General features: G+C 68.2%; 21 protein-coding genes and 1 tRNA gene. 15 read left to right on the forward strand and 7 right to left on the reverse strand.

The window, feature by feature from the left end:
- Nucleotides 1-868 (forward strand): thiamine pyrophosphate-dependent enzyme (locus ACTHNC_RS16910; protein WP_440295791.1); only part of this gene is annotated, 868 nt, incomplete at its 5' end.
- Between the two features lie 6 nt (nucleotides 869-874).
- Here the strand turns inward: ACTHNC_RS16910 and ACTHNC_RS16915 are convergent.
- Nucleotides 875-2,137 (reverse strand): isochorismate synthase, encoded by a 1,263-nt coding sequence (locus ACTHNC_RS16915; RefSeq protein WP_440295792.1) that lies wholly within the window; start codon nucleotides 2,135-2,137, stop codon nucleotides 875-877.
- A 183-nt stretch (nucleotides 2,138-2,320) separates the two neighbouring features.
- On the opposite strand from ACTHNC_RS16915, the gene ACTHNC_RS16920 reads away from it, so the two are divergent.
- The 7 genes from ACTHNC_RS16920 (at nucleotide 2,321) to ACTHNC_RS16950 (ending at nucleotide 8,100) form a co-directional block, all read left to right on the forward strand.
- On the forward strand, nucleotides 2,321-3,037 hold the full coding sequence (locus ACTHNC_RS16920; RefSeq protein WP_440295793.1) for a class I SAM-dependent methyltransferase: 717 nt from the start codon (nucleotides 2,321-2,323) through the stop codon (nucleotides 3,035-3,037).
- An 8-nt stretch (nucleotides 3,038-3,045) separates the two neighbouring features.
- Complete coding sequence (locus tag ACTHNC_RS16925; protein WP_440295811.1) at nucleotides 3,046-4,098, forward strand: polyprenyl synthetase family protein; 1,053 nt, start codon at nucleotides 3,046-3,048, stop codon at nucleotides 4,096-4,098.
- A gap of 93 nt (nucleotides 4,099-4,191) precedes the next feature.
- Nucleotides 4,192-5,550, forward strand: coding sequence for an FAD-dependent oxidoreductase (locus ACTHNC_RS16930; protein ID WP_440295794.1), 1,359 nt, complete (start codon nucleotides 4,192-4,194; stop codon nucleotides 5,548-5,550).
- Between the two features lie 142 nt (nucleotides 5,551-5,692).
- Entirely contained in the window at nucleotides 5,693-6,289 is a 597-nt protein-coding gene (locus ACTHNC_RS16935; protein WP_440295795.1) for a SipW-dependent-type signal peptide-containing protein, read from the forward strand.
- 62 nt (nucleotides 6,290-6,351) lie between these two features.
- Nucleotides 6,352-6,858, forward strand: a complete 507-nt coding sequence (locus tag ACTHNC_RS16940; RefSeq protein WP_440295796.1) for a signal peptidase I — start codon at nucleotides 6,352-6,354, stop codon at nucleotides 6,856-6,858.
- Nucleotides 6,855-7,577 carry an LPXTG cell wall anchor domain-containing protein gene (locus ACTHNC_RS16945; protein ID WP_440295797.1) on the forward strand — a complete coding sequence of 241 codons (723 nt, stop codon included), beginning with the start codon at nucleotides 6,855-6,857 and terminating at the stop codon, nucleotides 7,575-7,577. The genes ACTHNC_RS16940 and ACTHNC_RS16945 overlap by 4 nt, the downstream gene beginning before the upstream one ends.
- Nucleotides 7,570-8,100, forward strand: coding sequence for a hypothetical protein (locus ACTHNC_RS16950; protein WP_440295798.1), 531 nt, complete (start codon nucleotides 7,570-7,572; stop codon nucleotides 8,098-8,100). Before ACTHNC_RS16945 ends, ACTHNC_RS16950 begins: the two co-directional genes overlap by 8 nt.
- 31 nt (nucleotides 8,101-8,131) lie before the next feature.
- Here ACTHNC_RS16950 and ACTHNC_RS16955 read toward each other — a convergent pair whose 3' ends face one another.
- Nucleotides 8,132-9,046, reverse strand: a complete 915-nt coding sequence (locus tag ACTHNC_RS16955; protein WP_440295799.1) for a metal-dependent hydrolase — start codon at nucleotides 9,044-9,046, stop codon at nucleotides 8,132-8,134.
- An 11-nt stretch (nucleotides 9,047-9,057) separates the two neighbouring features.
- Complete coding sequence (locus tag ACTHNC_RS16960; protein ID WP_440295800.1) at nucleotides 9,058-9,546, reverse strand: YajQ family cyclic di-GMP-binding protein; 489 nt, start codon at nucleotides 9,544-9,546, stop codon at nucleotides 9,058-9,060.
- Nucleotides 9,547-9,729: 183 nt separating this feature from the next.
- Between ACTHNC_RS16960 and ACTHNC_RS16965 the strand changes: the two genes are divergently transcribed.
- The 4 genes from ACTHNC_RS16965 to ACTHNC_RS16980 all read left to right on the forward strand — a co-directional run bounded on the left by ACTHNC_RS16965 (nucleotide 9,730) and on the right by ACTHNC_RS16980 (nucleotide 11,131).
- Entirely contained in the window at nucleotides 9,730-10,098 is a 369-nt protein-coding gene (locus tag ACTHNC_RS16965) for an LPXTG cell wall anchor domain-containing protein (protein WP_440295801.1), read from the forward strand.
- 98 nt (nucleotides 10,099-10,196) lie between these two features.
- Nucleotides 10,197-10,278: transfer RNA gene (locus ACTHNC_RS16970), tRNA-Tyr, on the forward strand.
- A 97-nt stretch (nucleotides 10,279-10,375) separates the two neighbouring features.
- On the forward strand, nucleotides 10,376-10,765 hold the full coding sequence (gene panD / locus ACTHNC_RS16975; protein WP_440295802.1) for an aspartate 1-decarboxylase: 390 nt from the start codon (nucleotides 10,376-10,378) through the stop codon (nucleotides 10,763-10,765).
- A 57-nt stretch (nucleotides 10,766-10,822) separates the two neighbouring features.
- The gene (locus ACTHNC_RS16980) at nucleotides 10,823-11,131 is read left to right on the forward strand and encodes a DUF3467 domain-containing protein (protein WP_440295803.1); all 309 of its coding nucleotides are present in this window, start codon (nucleotides 10,823-10,825) and stop codon (nucleotides 11,129-11,131) included.
- A gap of 7 nt (nucleotides 11,132-11,138) precedes the next feature.
- On the opposite strand, the gene ACTHNC_RS16985 is transcribed toward ACTHNC_RS16980, so the two are convergent.
- A complete protein-coding gene (locus tag ACTHNC_RS16985; RefSeq protein ID WP_440295804.1) occupies nucleotides 11,139-11,621 on the reverse strand; it encodes a DUF805 domain-containing protein in 483 nt (160 codons plus the stop codon).
- Nucleotides 11,622-11,642: 21 nt separating this feature from the next.
- Nucleotides 11,643-11,921, reverse strand: a complete 279-nt coding sequence (locus ACTHNC_RS16990; protein ID WP_440295805.1) for a DUF6504 family protein — start codon at nucleotides 11,919-11,921, stop codon at nucleotides 11,643-11,645.
- Between the two features lie 101 nt (nucleotides 11,922-12,022).
- On the opposite strand from ACTHNC_RS16990, the gene ACTHNC_RS16995 reads away from it, so the two are divergent.
- A complete protein-coding gene (locus ACTHNC_RS16995) occupies nucleotides 12,023-12,838 on the forward strand; it encodes an inositol monophosphatase family protein (protein WP_440295806.1) in 816 nt (271 codons plus the stop codon).
- Between the two features lie 6 nt (nucleotides 12,839-12,844).
- On the opposite strand, the gene ACTHNC_RS17000 is transcribed toward ACTHNC_RS16995, so the two are convergent.
- Entirely contained in the window at nucleotides 12,845-14,569 is a 1,725-nt protein-coding gene (locus ACTHNC_RS17000) for a glycoside hydrolase family 13 protein (RefSeq protein WP_440295807.1), read from the reverse strand.
- Between the two features lie 68 nt (nucleotides 14,570-14,637).
- On the reverse strand, nucleotides 14,638-15,957 hold the full coding sequence (locus tag ACTHNC_RS17005) for an ABC transporter substrate-binding protein (protein WP_440295808.1): 1,320 nt from the start codon (nucleotides 15,955-15,957) through the stop codon (nucleotides 14,638-14,640).
- A 180-nt stretch (nucleotides 15,958-16,137) separates the two neighbouring features.
- Between ACTHNC_RS17005 and ACTHNC_RS17010 the strand changes: the two genes are divergently transcribed.
- Both ACTHNC_RS17010 and ACTHNC_RS17015 read left to right on the forward strand, forming a co-directional pair.
- Complete coding sequence (locus tag ACTHNC_RS17010) at nucleotides 16,138-17,181, forward strand: LacI family DNA-binding transcriptional regulator (protein WP_440295809.1); 1,044 nt, start codon at nucleotides 16,138-16,140, stop codon at nucleotides 17,179-17,181.
- Between the two features lie 79 nt (nucleotides 17,182-17,260).
- Nucleotides 17,261-18,309: alpha-amylase family glycosyl hydrolase (locus ACTHNC_RS17015; protein WP_440295810.1), on the forward strand; the 1,049-nt coding region annotated here is incomplete at its 3' end.

The raw sequence follows: 18,309 nt of genomic DNA on the forward strand, positions 1-18,309 counted from the left end.
CCGCGAAGTCCCGGCCCTGTTGAAGCGCGACGACGTCGAGGTCGTCGTGGTCGCGCCCGTCGGCGAGGAGGTCTACGACCCCGCCCGGTCGGCGCGCATCGTGGCATCCGTCGAGGCGGGCTCGCTCGACGAGGATGCCCGTGCCTGGGTCGGGCGCTGGGTGTTCGCGAGCCGGACGCTGCTCGAGGAGGATGCCCAGGCATCCGCGGATCACGTCGCCCCCGACGTCGAGGCCGGCCGTTCGAACTCGCCGGAGCAACGGCTCGCGTTCGCGAAGACGGAGCTGGCCGCGGTGCGCGCGCCTGTGACGAGGCGGATGCTCGTGGAAGCGTTGTGGCGGTTCACCTGGCCGCACGACCGGCTCGTGCTGGGCGCTTCGCGGCTGATCCGGGACCTGGATGCCATCGTGCCGGGCAAGAAGATCCCCGTGCACGCGAACCGCGGGCTGGCCGGCATCGACGGCACGATCGCCACGGCGATCGGCATCGCGCTGGCCGCGCAGCCAGCACCCGGCGCGTCCCCGCACGGGCAGGGGACGGGCGCGACCCGAGTGCTGCTCGGCGACCTCGCGCTGCTGCACGACGTGGGAGCCCTGCTGTTCGGCGAGGGGGAGCGACGCCCCACGATTCAGGTGGTGGTCGGCAACGACGGCGGCGGCACCATCTTCGACTCGCTGGAGGTGGCGGCGACCGCTCCCGCTGACGCGATGCGGCGAGTGCTCACGACCCCCCAGCCCGTCGACGTGGCCGCGCTCGCCGCGGCGTACGGCTGGGACTATCGACGCGTGGAGACCCGCGGCGAACTGGACCAGGCGCTGTCCGCGCCACCCGCCGGAACGAGCATCGTGGAGGTGCTCCTGCCGCGGTGATGCCGCTTACTGGAACGCTTCCGTGATGGGCCGGAACTTCATGCTCGTCTCCGCGAGCTCGCGTTCCGGGACCGAGTCGGCCATGATGCCGCAACCGGCATATGCGGTGATGTCGCCAGACGGCGCGACCTGTGCACCGCGCAGGGCGATCGCCCACTCGCCGTCGCCGTCGGAACCGATCCAGCCGACCGGGCCTGCGTAGCGCTCACGATCGAACGGCTCGAGCTCGCGGATGAGTCGCAGCGCGGCATCCGTCGGCGTTCCCGCCACTGCGGCGGTCGGATGCAGCGCCGCAACCAGGTCGAGTGAGCCGGAGCCGTCGCTCAGGGTTCCGGAGACATCCGTCGCCAGGTGCCACAGGTTCGGAAGCTTCAGGGGGAACGGCTCGGCGCTCGTCTCGAGCGTCGACGTGTGCCGGGTCAGCGCCTGCGTGACGCTGCGAACGGCGACGGCGTGCTCCTGCAGATCCTTCGCGCTGGCGAGCAGCGCCGCGGCCGAGTCGTGGTCCGACTCGGCGTCGCGTCCGCGTCCGCTGGTGCCGGCGAGAATGCGGGCGTCGAGCGTTCCGTGGTGGACGCGCACGAGCGTCTCCGGACTCGACCCGAGCATGCCGTCCACGGCATACGTCCAGCACTGCGGGTACCCGAGCGCGAGTTCGACGAGGGCGCGTCGTACATCTGACTCGACCGGCAGGTGCGCCCGGAGGTCGCGCGCGAGCACGACCTTCTCCACGTCGCCACTGTGGATGCGGTCAACGGCGACGCCGACCGCGCGCTTGTACGCCTCGCGGGTGAGCGCGCCGGGCAGCATGGTGAGCCGGTACTCGGCGCCGAAAGGCTGGGGGTGCGGCGGCGCGGGCATGGCGTGCTCGTCGGAGTGACGGATGCGCGTGATCCAGGAACGCCCCTCCCGCCGCCCGATGATGACCTCGGGCACGATCAGCACGCTCGTCGCCGCACTGTCGTCGTCGAACGCGAACGTGCCGAACGCGACGAGGCCGGTGCCGGGCATCCGGACCGCGTCGCTGACCGTGGAGAGCGATGCGACCTGTTTCCACGCGGCCGACGCCTGAGCGATGCGGTCCGGGCCGCGGAACTCGAACCGCAACGCTTCGCCGACGCCGGCGATGCCCTCTCCCTTGCGTAGCCATACAAGGGGGGCGTGCGAGTCAGTGAAGGGGATGATGTGTCTGACGTCGTCGAGCGGGGTGGTCTCGACCGTCAGCGCCTGTACTCGGCTCGCGTGTGTCGGGGTCGCGATTACGGTCACCGCACTAGCGTACGTCGGCGCCCTTGACGGCACCTTCGTGCGACGAGGGCCTTGACGGGCTCGCTCGCGGCGCTCTCGCCTCAATCGCCTCTATCGCGGCTGCGCCACTCACGGACTCAATCGGGTCGGCCCCGCGAGCGAGCTCGCGGCGCTCTCGCCTCAATCGCCCGTAAGCTTGACCGAGTGAGTAGGGCCGACCTGAGCAAGCAGCCGTCGGACGTCGCGGCGATGTTCGATGAGGTCTCGGTCGGCTACGACCGCATGAACGCCGTGTCGACGGTCGGCATCGATGCGCTGTGGCGTGTGGCCACCACTCGGGCCGTCGATCCGCGTCCCGGCCAGCTCGTACTCGACGTCGCCGCCGGCACCGGAACATCCAGTGCGTCACTCGCCCGCTCCGGCGCCCGCGTGATCGCTGCAGACTTCTCGCCGGGAATGATCGCCGTCGGGGAGCGCCGACACGCGGGCAACCCGAACATCGAGTTCGTTCAGGCGGATGCCACTGGGCTCCCGTTCGACGACGACAGCTTCGACGCCGTGACCATCTCCTTCGGGCTGCGCAACATCGTCGATCCGGATGCCGCGCTGCGCGAGTTCTTCCGGGTGACGAAGCCCGGAGGCAGGCTCGTCGTCTGCGAGTTCTCGCGGCCGCCGGCATCCGTCATCCGTGCCGCGTATTACGCCTATCTGGAGTACGGGATGCCCGTGTTCGCGCGGCTCGCGTCGTCGAATCCGGTCGCGTACGCGTACCTCATGGAGTCCATCAGGGACTGGCCGGCGCAGCAGGAGCTCGCACACCGGATCAGCGGCGCGGGCTTCAAACGCGTCGCATACCGCAACCTCACGTTCGGGATCGTCGCGCTGCACCGCGGCTTCGTCGGCGAACGGGGTGACCGGTAGTGGCATCGATGCCGCTCGCGCGTCGCGGGACGACACTCACGAGCCAGCTCGGGCTCAGTGATCGCATCTTCGCCTCCGGCTCCGACAAGCGCTTCGCCGCCCGCATCGACGACGGGCTCGAGCTCGTCGAGCAGGGGCTGAGCGAGCAGGTGCGCTATGCGGACGAGATCGCGGATGTCACGGCTCGTTACCTGCTGAACGCCGGTGGCAAGCGGGTGCGCCCGATGCTGACGCTCCTCACTGCGCAGCTCGGCGACGGTGCGACGCGCGAGGTGATCATCGCCGCGCAGGCCGTGGAGATCACGCACCTCGCGTCGCTCTACCACGACGACGTGATGGACGAGGCCCAGACCAGGCGCGGGGTGCCGAGCGCCCAGCACGTCTGGGGCAATTCGGTGGCCGTGCTCACCGGCGACCTGCTGTTCGCTCGAGCCAGCCAGCTCGTCGCGAGCCTGGGTGAGGGCGCGATCAGGCTTCAGGCCGACACATTCGAGCGGCTGTGCCTCGGCCAGCTGCACGAGACCATCGGCCCGAACGAGGGCGACGACCCGGTCGAGCACTACATCCAGGTGCTCGCCGACAAGACCGGATCGCTTATCGCCGCAGCAGCCCAGATGGGCGTCATGTTCTCGGGCGCGCCCGAGGAGTACATCGCGCCCGTCATGGAGTTCGGCGAGAAGGTCGGCGTCGGGTTCCAGCTCATCGACGACGTGATCGACCTCTCTGGCAAGGCCGATGAGACCGGCAAGACCCCGGGCACCGACCTCCGTGCTGGGGTCGCGACGCTGCCCCTCCTGAAGCTGCGGGCGCTGGCGCCGACGGATGCGCGGGCATCCGCGCTGCTCGAACGTCTCGACACCGAGGTGCTCGGCGCTCCCGACACGAAAGACGTGAGCGAAGCGGTCGCCGCCCTGCGCGAGCATCCGGTCACCCAGGAGACGCTCGACGAGGCGCACCGCTGGGCGCGCGAGGCGGTCGAGGCGATCGCGCCGCTGCCGCAGGGTCCCGTGAAACGGGCGCTCACCCGGTTCGCCGATACGATCGTCGAGCGGTCCAGCTAGGACCGAGCGCACGCGACCAACGCGGAACGGATGCGTCCCATGCACGCCAGCAGCGCCCTCCACGCAGACAAGAGGCAGGAAAGGGAACCCGCCATGACCAAACTCCGCCTGGCGATCGTCGGCGCGGGACCGGCCGGAATCTACGCCGCCGACATCCTGCTGAAGGCGGAGCGCGAGTTCGAGGTGTCGATCGACCTGTTCGACCAGCTGCCCGCACCGTACGGCCTCGTACGATACGGGGTCGCCCCCGACCACCCGCGCATCAAGGGCATCATCACGGCGCTGCGCGAGGTGCTGGACCGCGGAGACATCCGCATCTTCGGCAACGTGCGCTTCGGAACCGACATCACCCTCGAGGACCTCAGACAGCACTACAACGCCGTCATCTTCGCGACCGGGGCGGTGCACGACGCCAGCCTGAACATCCCGGGCATCGAGCTCGAGGGGTCGTTCGGTGCTGCCGATTTCGTCAGCTGGTACGACGGGCATCCCGACTACCCGCGCACCTGGCCACTGGATGCGCAGTCGGTGGCCGTGATCGGCAACGGCAACGTGGCTCTGGATGTCTCGCGCATCCTGGCCAAGCACGCCGACGACCTGCTCCCCACCGAGATCCCCGACAACGTCTACGACGGGCTGAAGGCGTCCCCGGTGACCGACGTGCACGTCTTCGGGCGGCGTGGCCCGACGTCGGTGAAGTTCACGCCCCTCGAGCTGCGCGAGCTCGGCGAGCTGCGCGACGTGGACATGATCCTGTACGACGAGGACTTCCACTACGACGACCACGACCGCGAGGTGATCGCAGGCAACAAGCAGGTGATGGTGATCGATCGGGTGCTGCAGCAGTGGCGGCAGCGTGAGGTGGGTCAGGCATCCCGCCGGCTGCACCTGCACTTCTACGCCCGGCCGGTCGCGCTCGTCGACGACGGGAACGGACACGTGTCGGCCATCCGCTACGAGCGCACCGCGCCGGACGGCCATGGCGGAGTCGTCGGCACGGGCGAGCTCCGCGAGGTGCCTGTGCAGGCTGCGTACCGCGCGGTCGGATACTTCGGGTCGCCGCTTCCCGGCGTGCCGTTCGACAAGCGGCACGGAGTCATCCCGAACCACGAGGGTCAGGTGCTGCGCGCCAAGGACAACACGCAGTTCTACGGCGTCTACGCCACCGGCTGGATCAAGCGCGGACCGGTCGGCCTCATCGGGCACACCAAGTCCGACGCGATGGAGACGGTGTCGCACCTCATCAACGACCTCGGCAACTGGTGGACGCCCGCCGATCCCTCCGAGGCGTCGATCGTCGAGCTGCTGAACGCGCGCGGTGTCGAGTTCACGAACCTCGACGGCTGGCACAACCTCGACGCGTTCGAGCAGGCGCGCGGCGCCGAGCAGGGCCGCGCCCGCATCAAGGTCGTCCCCCGCGAGGAGATGGTGCGCGTCTCCAACCACCCGTAGGCAGCCGTGTCACCCGCCGAAGAGGGGTAGAGGCAGCATCCCTCCCGTGTTTTACTGATCTCCGGTCGCATCGGGGTGGCCGGCGTCGACGGTTCGGGAGGCCGATCGGCGGTTGATGCACCACAGGGGGGTGGCGTGCACCATGGCTGTCGCGCGCAATCGCAAGGGAATCATTAGGGCGATCCTGGCGGGAGGCATCGTTCTCGGCGTGGGCGCCGCTGTGACGCTCGCTGCCTGGAATGCCTCCGAGTTCGCAACGGGGACGTTCCAAGCAGGCACGTTCACGATCGAGGGCGCGACGGACGGCGCAACCTATAGCGCCCATCCGGCGGCGCCCGGTGCGACGCTGGCCTTCAGCACGGGAGTCTCGAACCTGTCGCCGAGCGATACCACGTACGCGGCGTACTGGGTGCGCCTTGGCGCCGGAACCACCTCGAACGCCACGGTGACCGTGCAGTCGGGCGGAACGACCGGCACGGTCACGAATCTGACGTACACCATGATCCAGCTGGCCGCGACCGGAACCTGTAATGCCTCGGCCACCGGAACAACACTCGTGTCGGGCGGCACCTCTGTCGGCACGGTTCCCGCCTCGGTCACGTTCCCGCTTTCGGCAGGCAGCCCGAACACCCAGGCAGGAACGGCCGTGCAGGTCTGCATCATCGTCACGGCCGGCGCAAATCTGCAACAGGGTCAGAGCGGCGCAGCGACGTGGCAGTTCGCGGCCCAGTCGAATTGACGGTAGCGCCTGATCAGCCGGCCTTGCGGCGCCCGTCGGGAGCCTCACGCTTCGTCGGCGGCGTGCGCACGACCCTGCTGAACATCGCCGCGGTGCTCGGGTCGTTGTGCATCGTGCTCGTCGTGATCGCACTGGTCTTCAACGTCAGCCTGATCATGTTCAAGACCGGGTCGATGGCACCGCAGATCCCGACGGGATCGCTCGCCGTCGTGAAGCAGATCCCGGCGCAGGATGCCCGGGTCGGCGAGGTGGTCACCGTGAGCAGATCCGGCGAACTCCCGATCACGCATCGAGTCGTCAGCACGCGCCCAGGACCGGATGGCACGACAGAGCTTGTGCTCAAGGGCGATGCGAACCGGGAGCCCGACGCCGAGCCCTACATCGTGCGCACGGTGAAGCTCGTGCTGTGGTCGGTGCCCGGTCTCGCGTATGCGGTGGTCTGGCTCGGCAACCCGTTCGTTCTCGGCGGCATCACGATCGCCGTCGCCGCGCTCATCGTCTGGGTGCTCTGGCCGCGTGCCGACACGCGTGACGGGTCTTCCGAGAGTGACCAAGCGGAAGGCACGTGAGCGTGGCGACCATGGGCGTCGGAAGGGGCAGCACGCGGGACGTAACTAAGCCGGTACGTGGTCGATTCAGCGTTGCGTTGTACTCCTGCGGGCTGGCTGCGGCCATCCTCCTCGCCGTCGTCGGGCTCGCGCTGCTCCGCCCTGTGCCGGCGATCGGCGCGTCGGTCGCTGCAGGCGAACCGCCCCTCGTGCTCACTGCCGACCCGGCGAGCACCGTCCACGCCCTGACGCCCGGCGAGACCTCCCTGTGGGATGTGGGCGTCACCGTGGGCCGGATGCCCGTGAGCAAGCTCGTCGGCGTCCTCACCGCGAGCGGCGGGCTGGTCTCGGGCGCCGCTCGGGTGCCCACTGAGGTCGAGCTGCGTGGCTGCACTGCCGCATGGGATGGTTCTCTCTGCACCCGAGCGGAACGCGTCATCCTGCCCGCCACCTCAACGGATGCGTTGCCGGATGCGGTGGAAGCGCTGACCGACCCGTCGCGACCAATACCCGCGGACGTGTGGGTGCAGGCGAGGGTCACGCTCGCATCGGATGCCCCGAACGGCACCTCGGGGCAGGTGCTGCTGCGCCTCACCGTCGATGCATCGGGAGCGGATGCTGACGACGAGCTCGCGGCCACCGGCGGACAGCCGTCGCTGAGCGCCGCGCTGCTCGGGCTTGCGGCCGTGGTGGGCGGTTTCGCCATCCTGGGGCTGGCGCGGAGTCGTCGCCGTGCCTAGGCGAAAGTGGGCTGTGCGCGCGGTGGCCGCCAGTGTCGCGCTCGCCGCAGTGTTCGCGGGCGTCGCGTTGCAGCCCGCGCCGACGGATGCGAGCTGGCGGGCATCCGACTACGGAAGCGCGACGTTCACGGCGATGACGCTGCAGCAGCCCACGATCACGAAGTGCTCGTACGTCACCGGAACGCTGGGACTCGCTCCCGTCGCGACTCTGACGTGGTCATTCCCCTCGGTTTCTCCGGCCCTCACGATGCCAAGCAATGCCGCCTTCGCATCGGCCACTGGCACGGTGCCGGCCACCTCGCTGAACGGTCTCGCGACCGGAACGGGTGTGAGCACCACACCCTCCAGCGGCGCGGCGCCGTCCTACACCACGACGATGACGTTGCCCCTCCTGAGCGGCACTCTCTCCGCGAGCTATACGATCGGCATCCGCTCCGCCCTGAAGGGCTGGACATCGCCCTACGCGAGCGCAGTCGCGTCTAGCACGCTCGCAGGTCTGAACCCGACGTGCGCAATCCGCTGACGTGGCAGGGGCGGACTTCCCGGCGTCGCTTTCAGCGCGGCAGTGCCGTGCACCGCATGGTCAGGGTGGGAGTGCCCGCGTCGTCGCCCAGTTCCAGCATGACGGATGTCTCGCCCAGCTCGCCGAGCGAGCTGACGTGGGTGCCGCCGCATGCGATCCGCGCCGTCGCGGCCGGTCCCGCGGCAGGTCCTTCCGACACCTCCGGCAGCTCACACACCCAGAACCGCGGGTCGCTGAGACCGTCGCCGTCGCGCTCGATGCGCACCGGAGCATCCGTCGCGATCCACGCGCGAAGCGCATCCGATGCGGCCGCAGCGGCACCCTCGAGCGCATCCGCGAGCCCGTCGGTCGCGAAGCCCTTGCGCCGCAGGGACTTGTTGAGTCGGAAGACGTCGACGGATCCGTTCGGCACGATCGTCGAGGACTGGATCGCCTCGTGATCGAAGTCGGGGCGGCCAAGGGCATCCTCTCGTACCGGCTTGGTCCATCGATCGGAGAGCGCCGCGTTCATTGCAAGCGACGCCAGGTGGCAGAGCGTGTGTCCGACGGAGAGCTCGCGGCGATGCGCCGCATCGACGCTCGCGACCACCTCGTCGCCGACCGCGATGCGGCTCGGAGCCTGAAGCACGTGCACGACGACGAACGCCCAGCCCTCCGTGCCGCGTCGCACGGGAACGTCGTCGCCGACGAACAGGTTCGTGCCGTCGGTCGCGCCCACCATGACGTCGACGAGCGGCAGCTCGCGTCCGTCGACGACGATCCAGCCCGTGTCGGGCCCCTGGTCTGGCCAAGCACGGTCGACCGGATGGGCCGGCGTGCGGTCCAGCAGCACGAGCTCCTGCTGATCGCCGTAGGGCTGAAGGTGCAGCACGACGGACTCAGCACGCAGCGCCTCGGGTCCACCGGAGGCGTACAGAACGGTGGTGTCCGTGGAAGGCAGCGGCATGGATGCCCGTCTCAGCGGAAGTTCACGAACTGCAGGTCGACGTCGACGTCGGCCTTCTTCAGCAGCGCGATCGTGGCCTGCAGGTCGTCGCGGCTCTTCGACGAGACGCGCACCTCGTCGCCCTGGATCTGGCTCTTCACCGACTTCGGTGCCTCGTCGCGGATCAGCTTGTTGATCTTCTTGCCGGCATCCTGATCGATGCCCTGCTTGAGCGCCACCTCGAGCCGGAACTCCTTGCCGCTTGCGTACGGCTCACCGGCATCCAGACTCTTCAGCGAGACACCGCGCTTGATGAACTTCGACTCGAGCACGTCGAGGATGGCCTTCACCCGCTCCTCCGAGTTGGCCTTGAGCAGGATCTTCTCGCCGCTCCACTCGACCGATGCCCCCACGTTCTTGAAGTCGTAGCGCTGGTCGACCTCTTTGCGTGCCTGGTTGACGGCGTTGTCGGCCTCCATCTTGTCGACCTTGCTGACGACGTCGAACGACGAATCTGCCATGACCTCAAAGCTCCTCACGCGATCGATTCGGTATCCCTGCGAGTTTAAGGGGCGAGCCGAAGCGTCTGGGGGCTCCGCGTTCCACCGCCCCCTATCGCGGCTTCGCCGCTCACTGACTCACTCGGCTCGGCCAGGCAAGCGAGCTTGCCCGGCTCTCGCCTCAATCGCCAATATGCTGTCGGCGTGACCGAACACTTCGGCGGCCTCGCCGCGACCGGATCGAACGTGACGCCCTGGCTGATCGTCGCCGGCATAATCGTGCTGCTGGGAGTGATCGCGCTCATCATCGCCGGCGTCGTGCGCTCGCGTCGAGCCGAGCGCCAGGTCGAAGACGCGGCCGAGGCCGTCGCGGATGCCGGTGGCACGCTTCCGGAACCCGATGCGAACGCATCCGAGTCCGATGAGACGGTCATCCAGGAGGCATCCGAGCTGGGCACGACGGATGCCCGCACTGCACCGCCTGCGTCGTCGCCGGCTCCGGAGTCTCCCGCCCCGGGCGACACGGCTGCACCCGGAGACGGCTCGCCGTCGGACGACGCCCCGAAGCCCTGAGGCGGCGCGAGCCGCGACGATTTCACCGGATGCGAGTGCGTGGGTATCCTTGAGTTCGCGCCTTCGGTCAGGTGATCACACGTGGTCGGGAGCGCCACGGCAGGTTACCCAAGCGGCCAAAGGGATCTGACTGTAAATCAGCCGGCATAGCCTTCGGGGGTTCGAATCCCTCACCTGCCACTCACGTGAAAACCCTCGCTGTGCGGGGGTTTTCGCACATCGGCCGCACCTCGTCAGTTCCGGCATCCGCCCCGCATCGCTGCCCCGAAAGGCCCCCATGCGCATCACCGTGCTCCGAGCAAAGATCCATCGCGCCACGGTGACGAGGGCGGATCTGCACTACGTCGGGTCGCTCACGGTGGACCGCGACCTGCTCGAGGCATCCGGCATCGTGGTCGGCGAGAAGGTCAGCGTGGTCAACATCGACAACGGCCAGCGGTTCGAGACCTATGTCATCGAGGGCGAGCCGGGCTCTGGCGTGATCGGCGCGAACGGGGCGGCGGCCCGACTGGTCAGCGTAGGCGACCGGGTGATCATCATGGCGTACGGGTCGGTGAAGCTGTCCAAGGCATCCGCCGTGCGACCGAAGGTCATCATGGTGGATGCTCAGAACAGCGTGCAGCACACCGGCGAGGACGCCGCCTTCCCGGTGACGTATCCGGCCTGATCGGGTAGGCGCGCCGACGGCCCTACGGATCGCGGATGCCCGGATAGGCTCGACTGCATGCCCGATGAGCGGCGGAACGTGCCAACGCAGATCAACTTCGACATCCCGACCGAGGTCGAAGCCGGCAGCTTCGCCGACTTCGCCAGCATCTGGCACACCGACAGCGTGTTCGTGCTCGACTTCGCATCACTACGCGGTCCGGCGACCGAGACTCTCGACGAGGATGGCGAACCACAGCGCTCCGTGAACGCACGAGTGGTGACCCGGGTGCGCATTCCGCCTGAGCAGGTCTTCGAACTGGCGAAGGCGCTCACCCGGGAGCTCGAACTCTGGGAGCAGCAGACCGGCAAGCGTTCAGGCCAATAGCGAGCCGTCAGGCCCGGTCGAACCGCTTTCCGTAACCCTGCTTCGGGAGGATGCCGAAGATCACTCCGATCACCTGACCGGCGAACGGAATGAGCGTGAGCAGGAACCACCATCCGGCCAGGTTCGCGTCGTGCAGCCGGCGCACGAACACCGCGATCGTCGGCACGATCACGGCGAGCACATACAGCCCGAACACGATGCCGAGCGCCGTACTCCCCGCCGTCGGTCGAGGCGCTGACGGGCCAGCCAGACTGTTCGCCATCTCGACACCGATGCCCGCGATCAGGAACACCACGACGTTCAGCGCGTACGCCCACCAGAACTCGCTGCGGCTGGCCCTGCCGTGGAACACGGCGTACTTGGCGAAGTACCGGGCGATGGCCTCCTGCGGTGTCGCCCGGTAGATCGGCTTGTCCGACGGGCGCCTCCCGGCGGCGATCTCCGCCGCATCGACGGCATCCTGCGCGAAGTCATCGGCCCCGGTGCTCACGAACACATGCTGCCATGGACGTCAGTCGATCACGCGAATCAGCTCCCACACGCCGAGGTCCGCGAGGCGCACGTCGAACACTCGCGTGTCACCGTCGTCGCTCGTGCCCTGGAAGCGCCAGCCCTTCAGCGGTGTCGGCGGATGCGTGATCGCCGGGCGCAGCGGAACGCCGGGTTCGGGCCCGAGCCGAGTGGGCGTGTCGGTGACGCGGTAGCGGCGGCCGGCCCAGAACATCCGCCTCGGGATGCCGTCTTCATCGATCCAGACGGTGACGATGTCGGTGGTATGAGTGATGCTCACGGCAGGCCTCCTCGCAGAACAATCGAACAGAACTTCGATGAAAGGAGAATAGATCGGATGCCCGCGACACGCCAAAGAGATCCTCCCCCTAGCATCGAGGGGTGCCCTCCTCGATCGATGAGCTCCTGACTCTTGCCCGCACGATCGCCTGCGAGGCGGGCGATCTCGTCCGCACTAGGCGCGAGGAGGGAGTCGAGGTTGCGGCGACGAAGACGGCGCCTGAAGACATCGTTACCGCAGCGGACCGCGAGTCGGAGGATCTGATCCGCGGCCGCATCGCGGATGCACGCCCCGGCGACGGCTTCTTCGGCGAGGAGAGCGACGCGAGCGCCAGCAGCAGCGGGCTGACGTGGATCGTCGATCCCATCGACGGCACCGTCAATTACCTCTACGGCATTCCGGCCTACGCCGTCTCGATTGCCGTCGTGGAGGGTGACCCCGACCCGAACACCTGGCGCTCACTGGCATCCGCCGTGGTGAACCCCGCAAGCGGCGAGGTGTACACCGCGAGCGCCGGTGGTGGCGCCTATCTCGGGACGAAGCGGCTACAGGTGGCCACCGGAAAGCAGCTGTCGCTCGCACTCGTGGGCACGGGCTTCTCATACGACTCCCGTCGACGCGGCCTGCAGGCGGAGGCGGTGAGCATGCTCATTCCGCGCGTGCGTGACATCCGACGCATCGGTGCCGCGTCGCTCGACCTGTGCAACGTCGCCGCCGGCCGGCTGGATGCCTACTACGAGAAGGGCCTGAAGCCCTGGGATCACGCGGGCGGTGCGCTCGTGGCCACGGAGGCGGGCGCGAAGGTCGCCGGCCTGCACGGCGCGGCGGCGAGCCGAGCGCTCACCATCGCAGCCGAGCCCGGCCTCTTCGCACAGCTCGAGCCCGTTCTCGACGAGCTCGGCGTCGTCGACCGCTGAACCGGCTCAGTCCGAGATCCACACGGCCGTGTCGGTGGGCAGTTCATCCCCGTCGAGCTGCTCGCTGGAGAGGACCACCTCGCCGGCCGGAAGCGGAACCGATGCCCGCCCCAGGTTCGCCAGCACCGTGACATCCCCGTTGCGGAACGCGACCACGTCGTCGCCGTAGCCCTCCAGCCATTCGAGGGTCCCGCCGCCGAGCGAGCGTTCCTCCCGTTCGGCGAGCAGCAGCTTGTACAGCGAGAGCGTGGAGTCCGGCTCGTCGCTCTCGACGTCGCGCGCCATGGTCGCCCACTCGGACGGCTGCGGCAGCCAACTCTTCCCGCTGTCGCTGAACCCGTACGAGGGCCCGGACGCCGTCCACGGGATCGGCACGCGGCATCCATCGCGCCCGTAGCGCTCGCCTCCGGTGCGAAACCACGTCGGGTCCTGCCGCGCGGAGTCGGGCAGGTCGATCACCTCAGGCAGCCCGAGCTCCTCGCCCTGGTACAGGTACGCCGACCCGGGCAGCGCGAGCATCACCGTCGTCGCTGCACGCGCTCGCTGCAGCCCGAGCGCCTTGTTCGGGCGGTACGGCGTCTTCGGCCCGATCCCGTGGCCCTGCGGGCTGCCGTCCATGAGGCCGAAGCGGGTGGGATGCCTGATGACGTCGTGGTTCGAGAGCACCCACGTGCTCGGTGCCCCGACGCCGTTGAACGCGGCGAGGGACTCCGCGATCACGTCACGCAGGGCATCCGGGTTCCACGGTGTCTCGAGGTAGGTGAAGTTGAACGTCTGCTGCATCTCGTCGGAGCGCACATACCTGGCGAGCTTGGCGGGCGGGCTCACCCACGCCTCTCCGCAGAGCGCACGATCACCGTCGTACTCCGCCAACACCTTGTGCCAGTCGCGGAAGATGTCGTGGCCGCCCTCCTGCGCCCACATCGGCGAGCCTGGCTCCTCGTCGCTGATGTCGGGCTCGAGGGTCACGCTGGCACCGCTCAGCGATCCACCGCGCTGCTCGGGTGTGTAGTCCGGCAGGCCCTTCGCCTTCACCATGCCGTGTGCGACGTCGATGCGGAATCCGTCGACGCCGCGATCCAGCCAGAACCGCAGGATGCCTCGGAACTGTTCCCACACCCACGGACTCTCCCAGTTGAGGTCGGGCTGCGAGGAGTCGAACAGGTGCAGGTACCACTGACCCGGCGTACCGTCGGCGTTCGTGGTGCGGGTCCAGGCGGGTCCGCCGAACACCGACTCCCAGTTGTTCGGCGGAAGCTCGCCGTTCTCGCCCTTGCCGTCACGGAACCAGTAGTGGCTGCGTGCTTCGCTGCCTTCAGCGGATGCCAGCGCCTCCTGGAACCAGCGGTGATCGGACGACGTGTGGTTGGGCACCAGGTCGACGATGACGCGCAGGCCGAGGGCGTGGGCGGCTTCGAGCATCCGATCGAAGTCGTCGAGCGTGCCGAACAGCGGATCGACGTCGCAGTAGTCGGCCACGTCGTATCCCGCGTCGCGCTGCGGCGACGTCATGAACGGGGAGAGCCAGACCGCGTCGACGCCGAGCTCTTGTAGCGCAGGCAGGTGCGCCGTGATGCCGGGCAGGTCGCCGACGCCGTCTCCGTTGCTGTCGGCGAACGAGCGCGGATACACCTGGTAGATCACCGCGGTGCGCCACCACTCGTGGCCGGTGCTGCCGGATGCCGGCAGCAAACCCTCTGCTGTTCTCGCCCGTGTCTGGATCTCGGTCATGGTTCCACCGTAGGACGGGCGACCCGGTGCGGCAGGCATCGGAGTGCCGGACCGGGTCGCCGCCCGGCTCACTTCTTCAGCTGCGACAGGAGGGTGTTCTGCAGTGTGGTGAGGGCTTCCTTCGGCGTGGACTTCTGCGAGAGCACGGACTGCGCGAACGTCGTCATCGCCGGCGTGCTGTCGACGAGCGTCACGTTTGCGAACAGAGCCGTTCCGCCGGGAGCCGCCCAGGTCTTGCAGATCGGCTGCCAAACATCCACCAGCTTGACGTTGGACGGGTTGGACTTGAACTCGCTCGTCTGGGCGATCGACTTCAGCGGCGGCAGTCCGATGCCGGTGTTCTGCGTCCACAATGCGGACATGTGCTTGTAGTAGTAGGTCAGGAACGCCTCGGAGCCCTTCTGGCTGGGGGTGTTCTTGTACATCATGATGTTGTTCGGGAAGTAGAGCGCACCCTTCTTGCCCGCGGCGCTCACGAGCGGGTCGCCGAGCACGAGTTCCTTCTGCACCGGACCGGTCACGTTCTGCGGAAGACCGGGCACGTCGATGCCCATCGCGCAGGTGCCCTTGCTCCACTGCGTGTTCGTGTTGGTGCTGGAATAGCCGAGGTTGCCGGGATCCACGTAGCCCTTCTGAACCATCTCGACGACCCAGTCGAGGGCTTCGATGTTGGCGTTCGTGACGCAGTTCGGCTTCTGCTCCTCGTCGAAGAGGCCGCCGCCGTTGTTGATCATGACGCCGGTGAAGGTCTGGAAGCTGTTTCCGCCGCTCGTATTGCTGCTCAGGCTGAACCCGTACACGCCGATCTTCTTGAGCGCGGCCGCGGCATCCAGGTAGCTCTGCCAGTCGGTCGGCGGGGTGGCGCCCGCCTTGTCGAGCAGCGTCTTGTTGTACCAGAGAACGCGCATGTCGAGGTTGTACGGAATGGCGACGTAGCCCTTCTCGGTCTTCATGGCGTCGAGCAGTCCGGGCAGGAAGTCGTCGTACAGGCCGTTGGACTTCCAGCTCTCGATGAGGTTGTCCGCGTAGGCGATCTTGCCCTGCTTGGCGAACTGGAACGCCTGCGTGCCGCCCCCGGAACTCACTGCAGGCCCGGTGTTCGACGCGACGGCCGACGCGAACGTCTGGTTGAAGTTCGACCACTGGATCTCTTGGTAGGTAGCGGAGGGGAGCCCCTTGGCCGGCTTGTACGCGAGGGTGATCTTCTTGTCGAGCGGGTTGAATTTCGTTCCGCCCCAGGGCATGTTCCAGAACTTCAGCGTTCCGCCGGATGAGCCCTTGCCGCCGCCCGAGCTGCAGGCGGCAAGGGCCGCGGTGGCGATGCCCGCCCCGGCCACGGAGAGAAATGCGCGCCGGCTGAAGGCGCTGGCAGGTGTCGAGGTCGACATGGTTCCTCCTTGCGGCACGCGCCGCATTGTTCGTCGTTGAACGTTGCCGTTCAGGCCATGGATGTTTGCGCAATTCGAGCGCACAACTTTCGATACGTTCGGAAGCATGCCTCGATATGTCGGGGAATGCAACAAATCAGTCGACGAAGATTTGCGCAAACTCTGCCCTACGATGGCGCTGTGGCTGCCAAGAGATCCGCCCTCGCCGGTGATGACGTCGCACGACGCCCCACGCTGTCCGCGATCGCGGAGCGAGCGGGAACGAGCATCCCGACGGCTTCGAAGGCGCTTCGCGGCGGTACGGATGTCGCGCCGGCGACCAGGGAGCGCATCCTGCGAGTCGCGGAGGAGCTCGGCTACGCACCGCCCAAGAGCGCTGCCGCACCGCAGGAGTCCGGCCTCGTGGATTTCGTTCTGGCATCGGGGGAGAGCTCGTGGACGAACCGGGCTCTCACCGGAGTGGAGGCCGCCGCGAGCGACGCGGATCTCGACGTCGTGATCACCCTCGTGCGTGAAGAGTCGGACTGGGTCGACAGGGTGCTGCGCCGCTCGTCGTGCGGGGCGATCCTGGCGGTCGTCCAACCGACGCGCGATCAGTGGCGGCGGCTGTCGGATGCCGGCCGGCCGGTGGTGCTGCTCGATCCGATGTCGTCGCCTCCGCCCGGGGTGGGCAGCGTGGGGGCGATGAACTGGCAAGGTGGGCGGTCGGCGGCCGAACACCTGCTCGCACTTGGCCATTCAGAGGTCGGTGTGATCGACGTCTCGGACTCGTTCGAGTACAGCAGGGCGCGCCTCGACGGATTCCGATCCGTGCTGGCCGCGGCCGGCATCGACCTCGCGGCGTCGCATCACACGCATGCCGGGTGGAAGCGCTCATCCGGCAGAGAGGCTGCGCTTCAGATGCTGTCGGCATCCGATCGCCCGACGGCGATATTCGCCTGCACCGAGACCCTGGCGCTCGGCGTATACGACGCAGCCGCGGAGTTGAAGCTCTCGATTCCCGACGACCTGAGCGTCGTCGGGTTCGACGACCTGCCCGAAGCGGGCTGGGCCTCCCCGCCGATGACGACCGTGCAGCAGCCGATCGCCGAGATGGCCGCATCGGCCCTGCGGATGCTGCTGAGGATCGCCCGGACGGGAGACGGCGGCGACGGCCATGCGCCGCGAGAGGAGCTGGCGACGAGGCTGATCGTGCGGGGCTCGACGGGCCCGGTCCGGCACTGACTGCGCGCTCTGATTCGGCTCCGGATCCTCCGGTGACGAGTGTCGCGATGCGGTTTGCAGGGCACAGTACTGTCGAGCCATGCAGCCCCACCACGACGGTTCGCCGCTCTATGTCTCCGACCAGGCGCCGCGCCTCGGTGACACCGTTCGGGTGCGGGTGCGCATCCCGCGCTCGTTCGGTCCGGTGCGGGCGGTGCGCACGAGGTCGAACCCCGACCACGAGCCACGGTTCGCCGATGCCTCGTCCGTGGGCAGCACTCCGGGCTGGGACTGGTGGGAAGCCTCGATCGAGGTCGAGAACCCTGTGCACGGTTACCGGTTCCTCATTACGCGCGGCGACGGCTCCAGCGTGTGGCTGAACGCGACCGGCCTGTGGACGACCGAGACGCTTGACGTCGACGACTTCCGTCTCGTCGCTTACGACGCACCTCCGGAGTGGGCGAGTTCCAGCGTGCTGTACCAGGTATTCCCGGACCGGTTCGCCCGCTCGGCTTTGGCCGACACACGTCGGCTGCCGAAGTGGGCGCTGCCGGCGAACTGGACAGACCCGGTCGACGACGTACCGCCTGGCCGCTCCAAGCAGTTCTATGGCGGCGACCTCGACGGAGCAGCCGAACGACTCGACTATCTGGCTGACCTCGGCGTCACGCTCGTCTACCTCACGCCCGTGTTCCCCGGCCGGTCCAATCACCGCTACGACGCGTCATCCTTCCACCAGGTGGATTCGCTCCTCGGCGGCGATGAGGCCCTCGCACGGTTCACCGCTGCAGCGCACGAACGCGGGCTGAAGGTGATCGGGGACCTCACCACCAATCACTGCGGCGACGGACACGAGTGGTTCCGGGCGGCGTACGGGCATCCGGATGCCCCGGAGAGCGACTTCTTCTACTGGCTGAACGACGAGCACACCGAGTACGTCTCGTGGCTCGGCGTGTCCAGCCTGCCGAAGCTGAACTGGGCGTCGCAGGAGCTGCGCAGGTGGTTCATCGAGGGACCCGAGTCCGTGGTGGCGCACTGGCTGAAGCCGCCGTTCTCGCTGGACGGCTGGCGCATCGACGTGGCGAACATGACCGGCCGCTACCGGGAGGACGACTTCAACGCCGAGGTGCGGCGCACGATCCGCCGCAC

The sequence above is a fragment of the Humibacter sp. genome, assembly GCF_051954055.1.
Lineage (GTDB): Bacteria > Actinomycetota > Actinomycetes > Actinomycetales > Microbacteriaceae > Humibacter.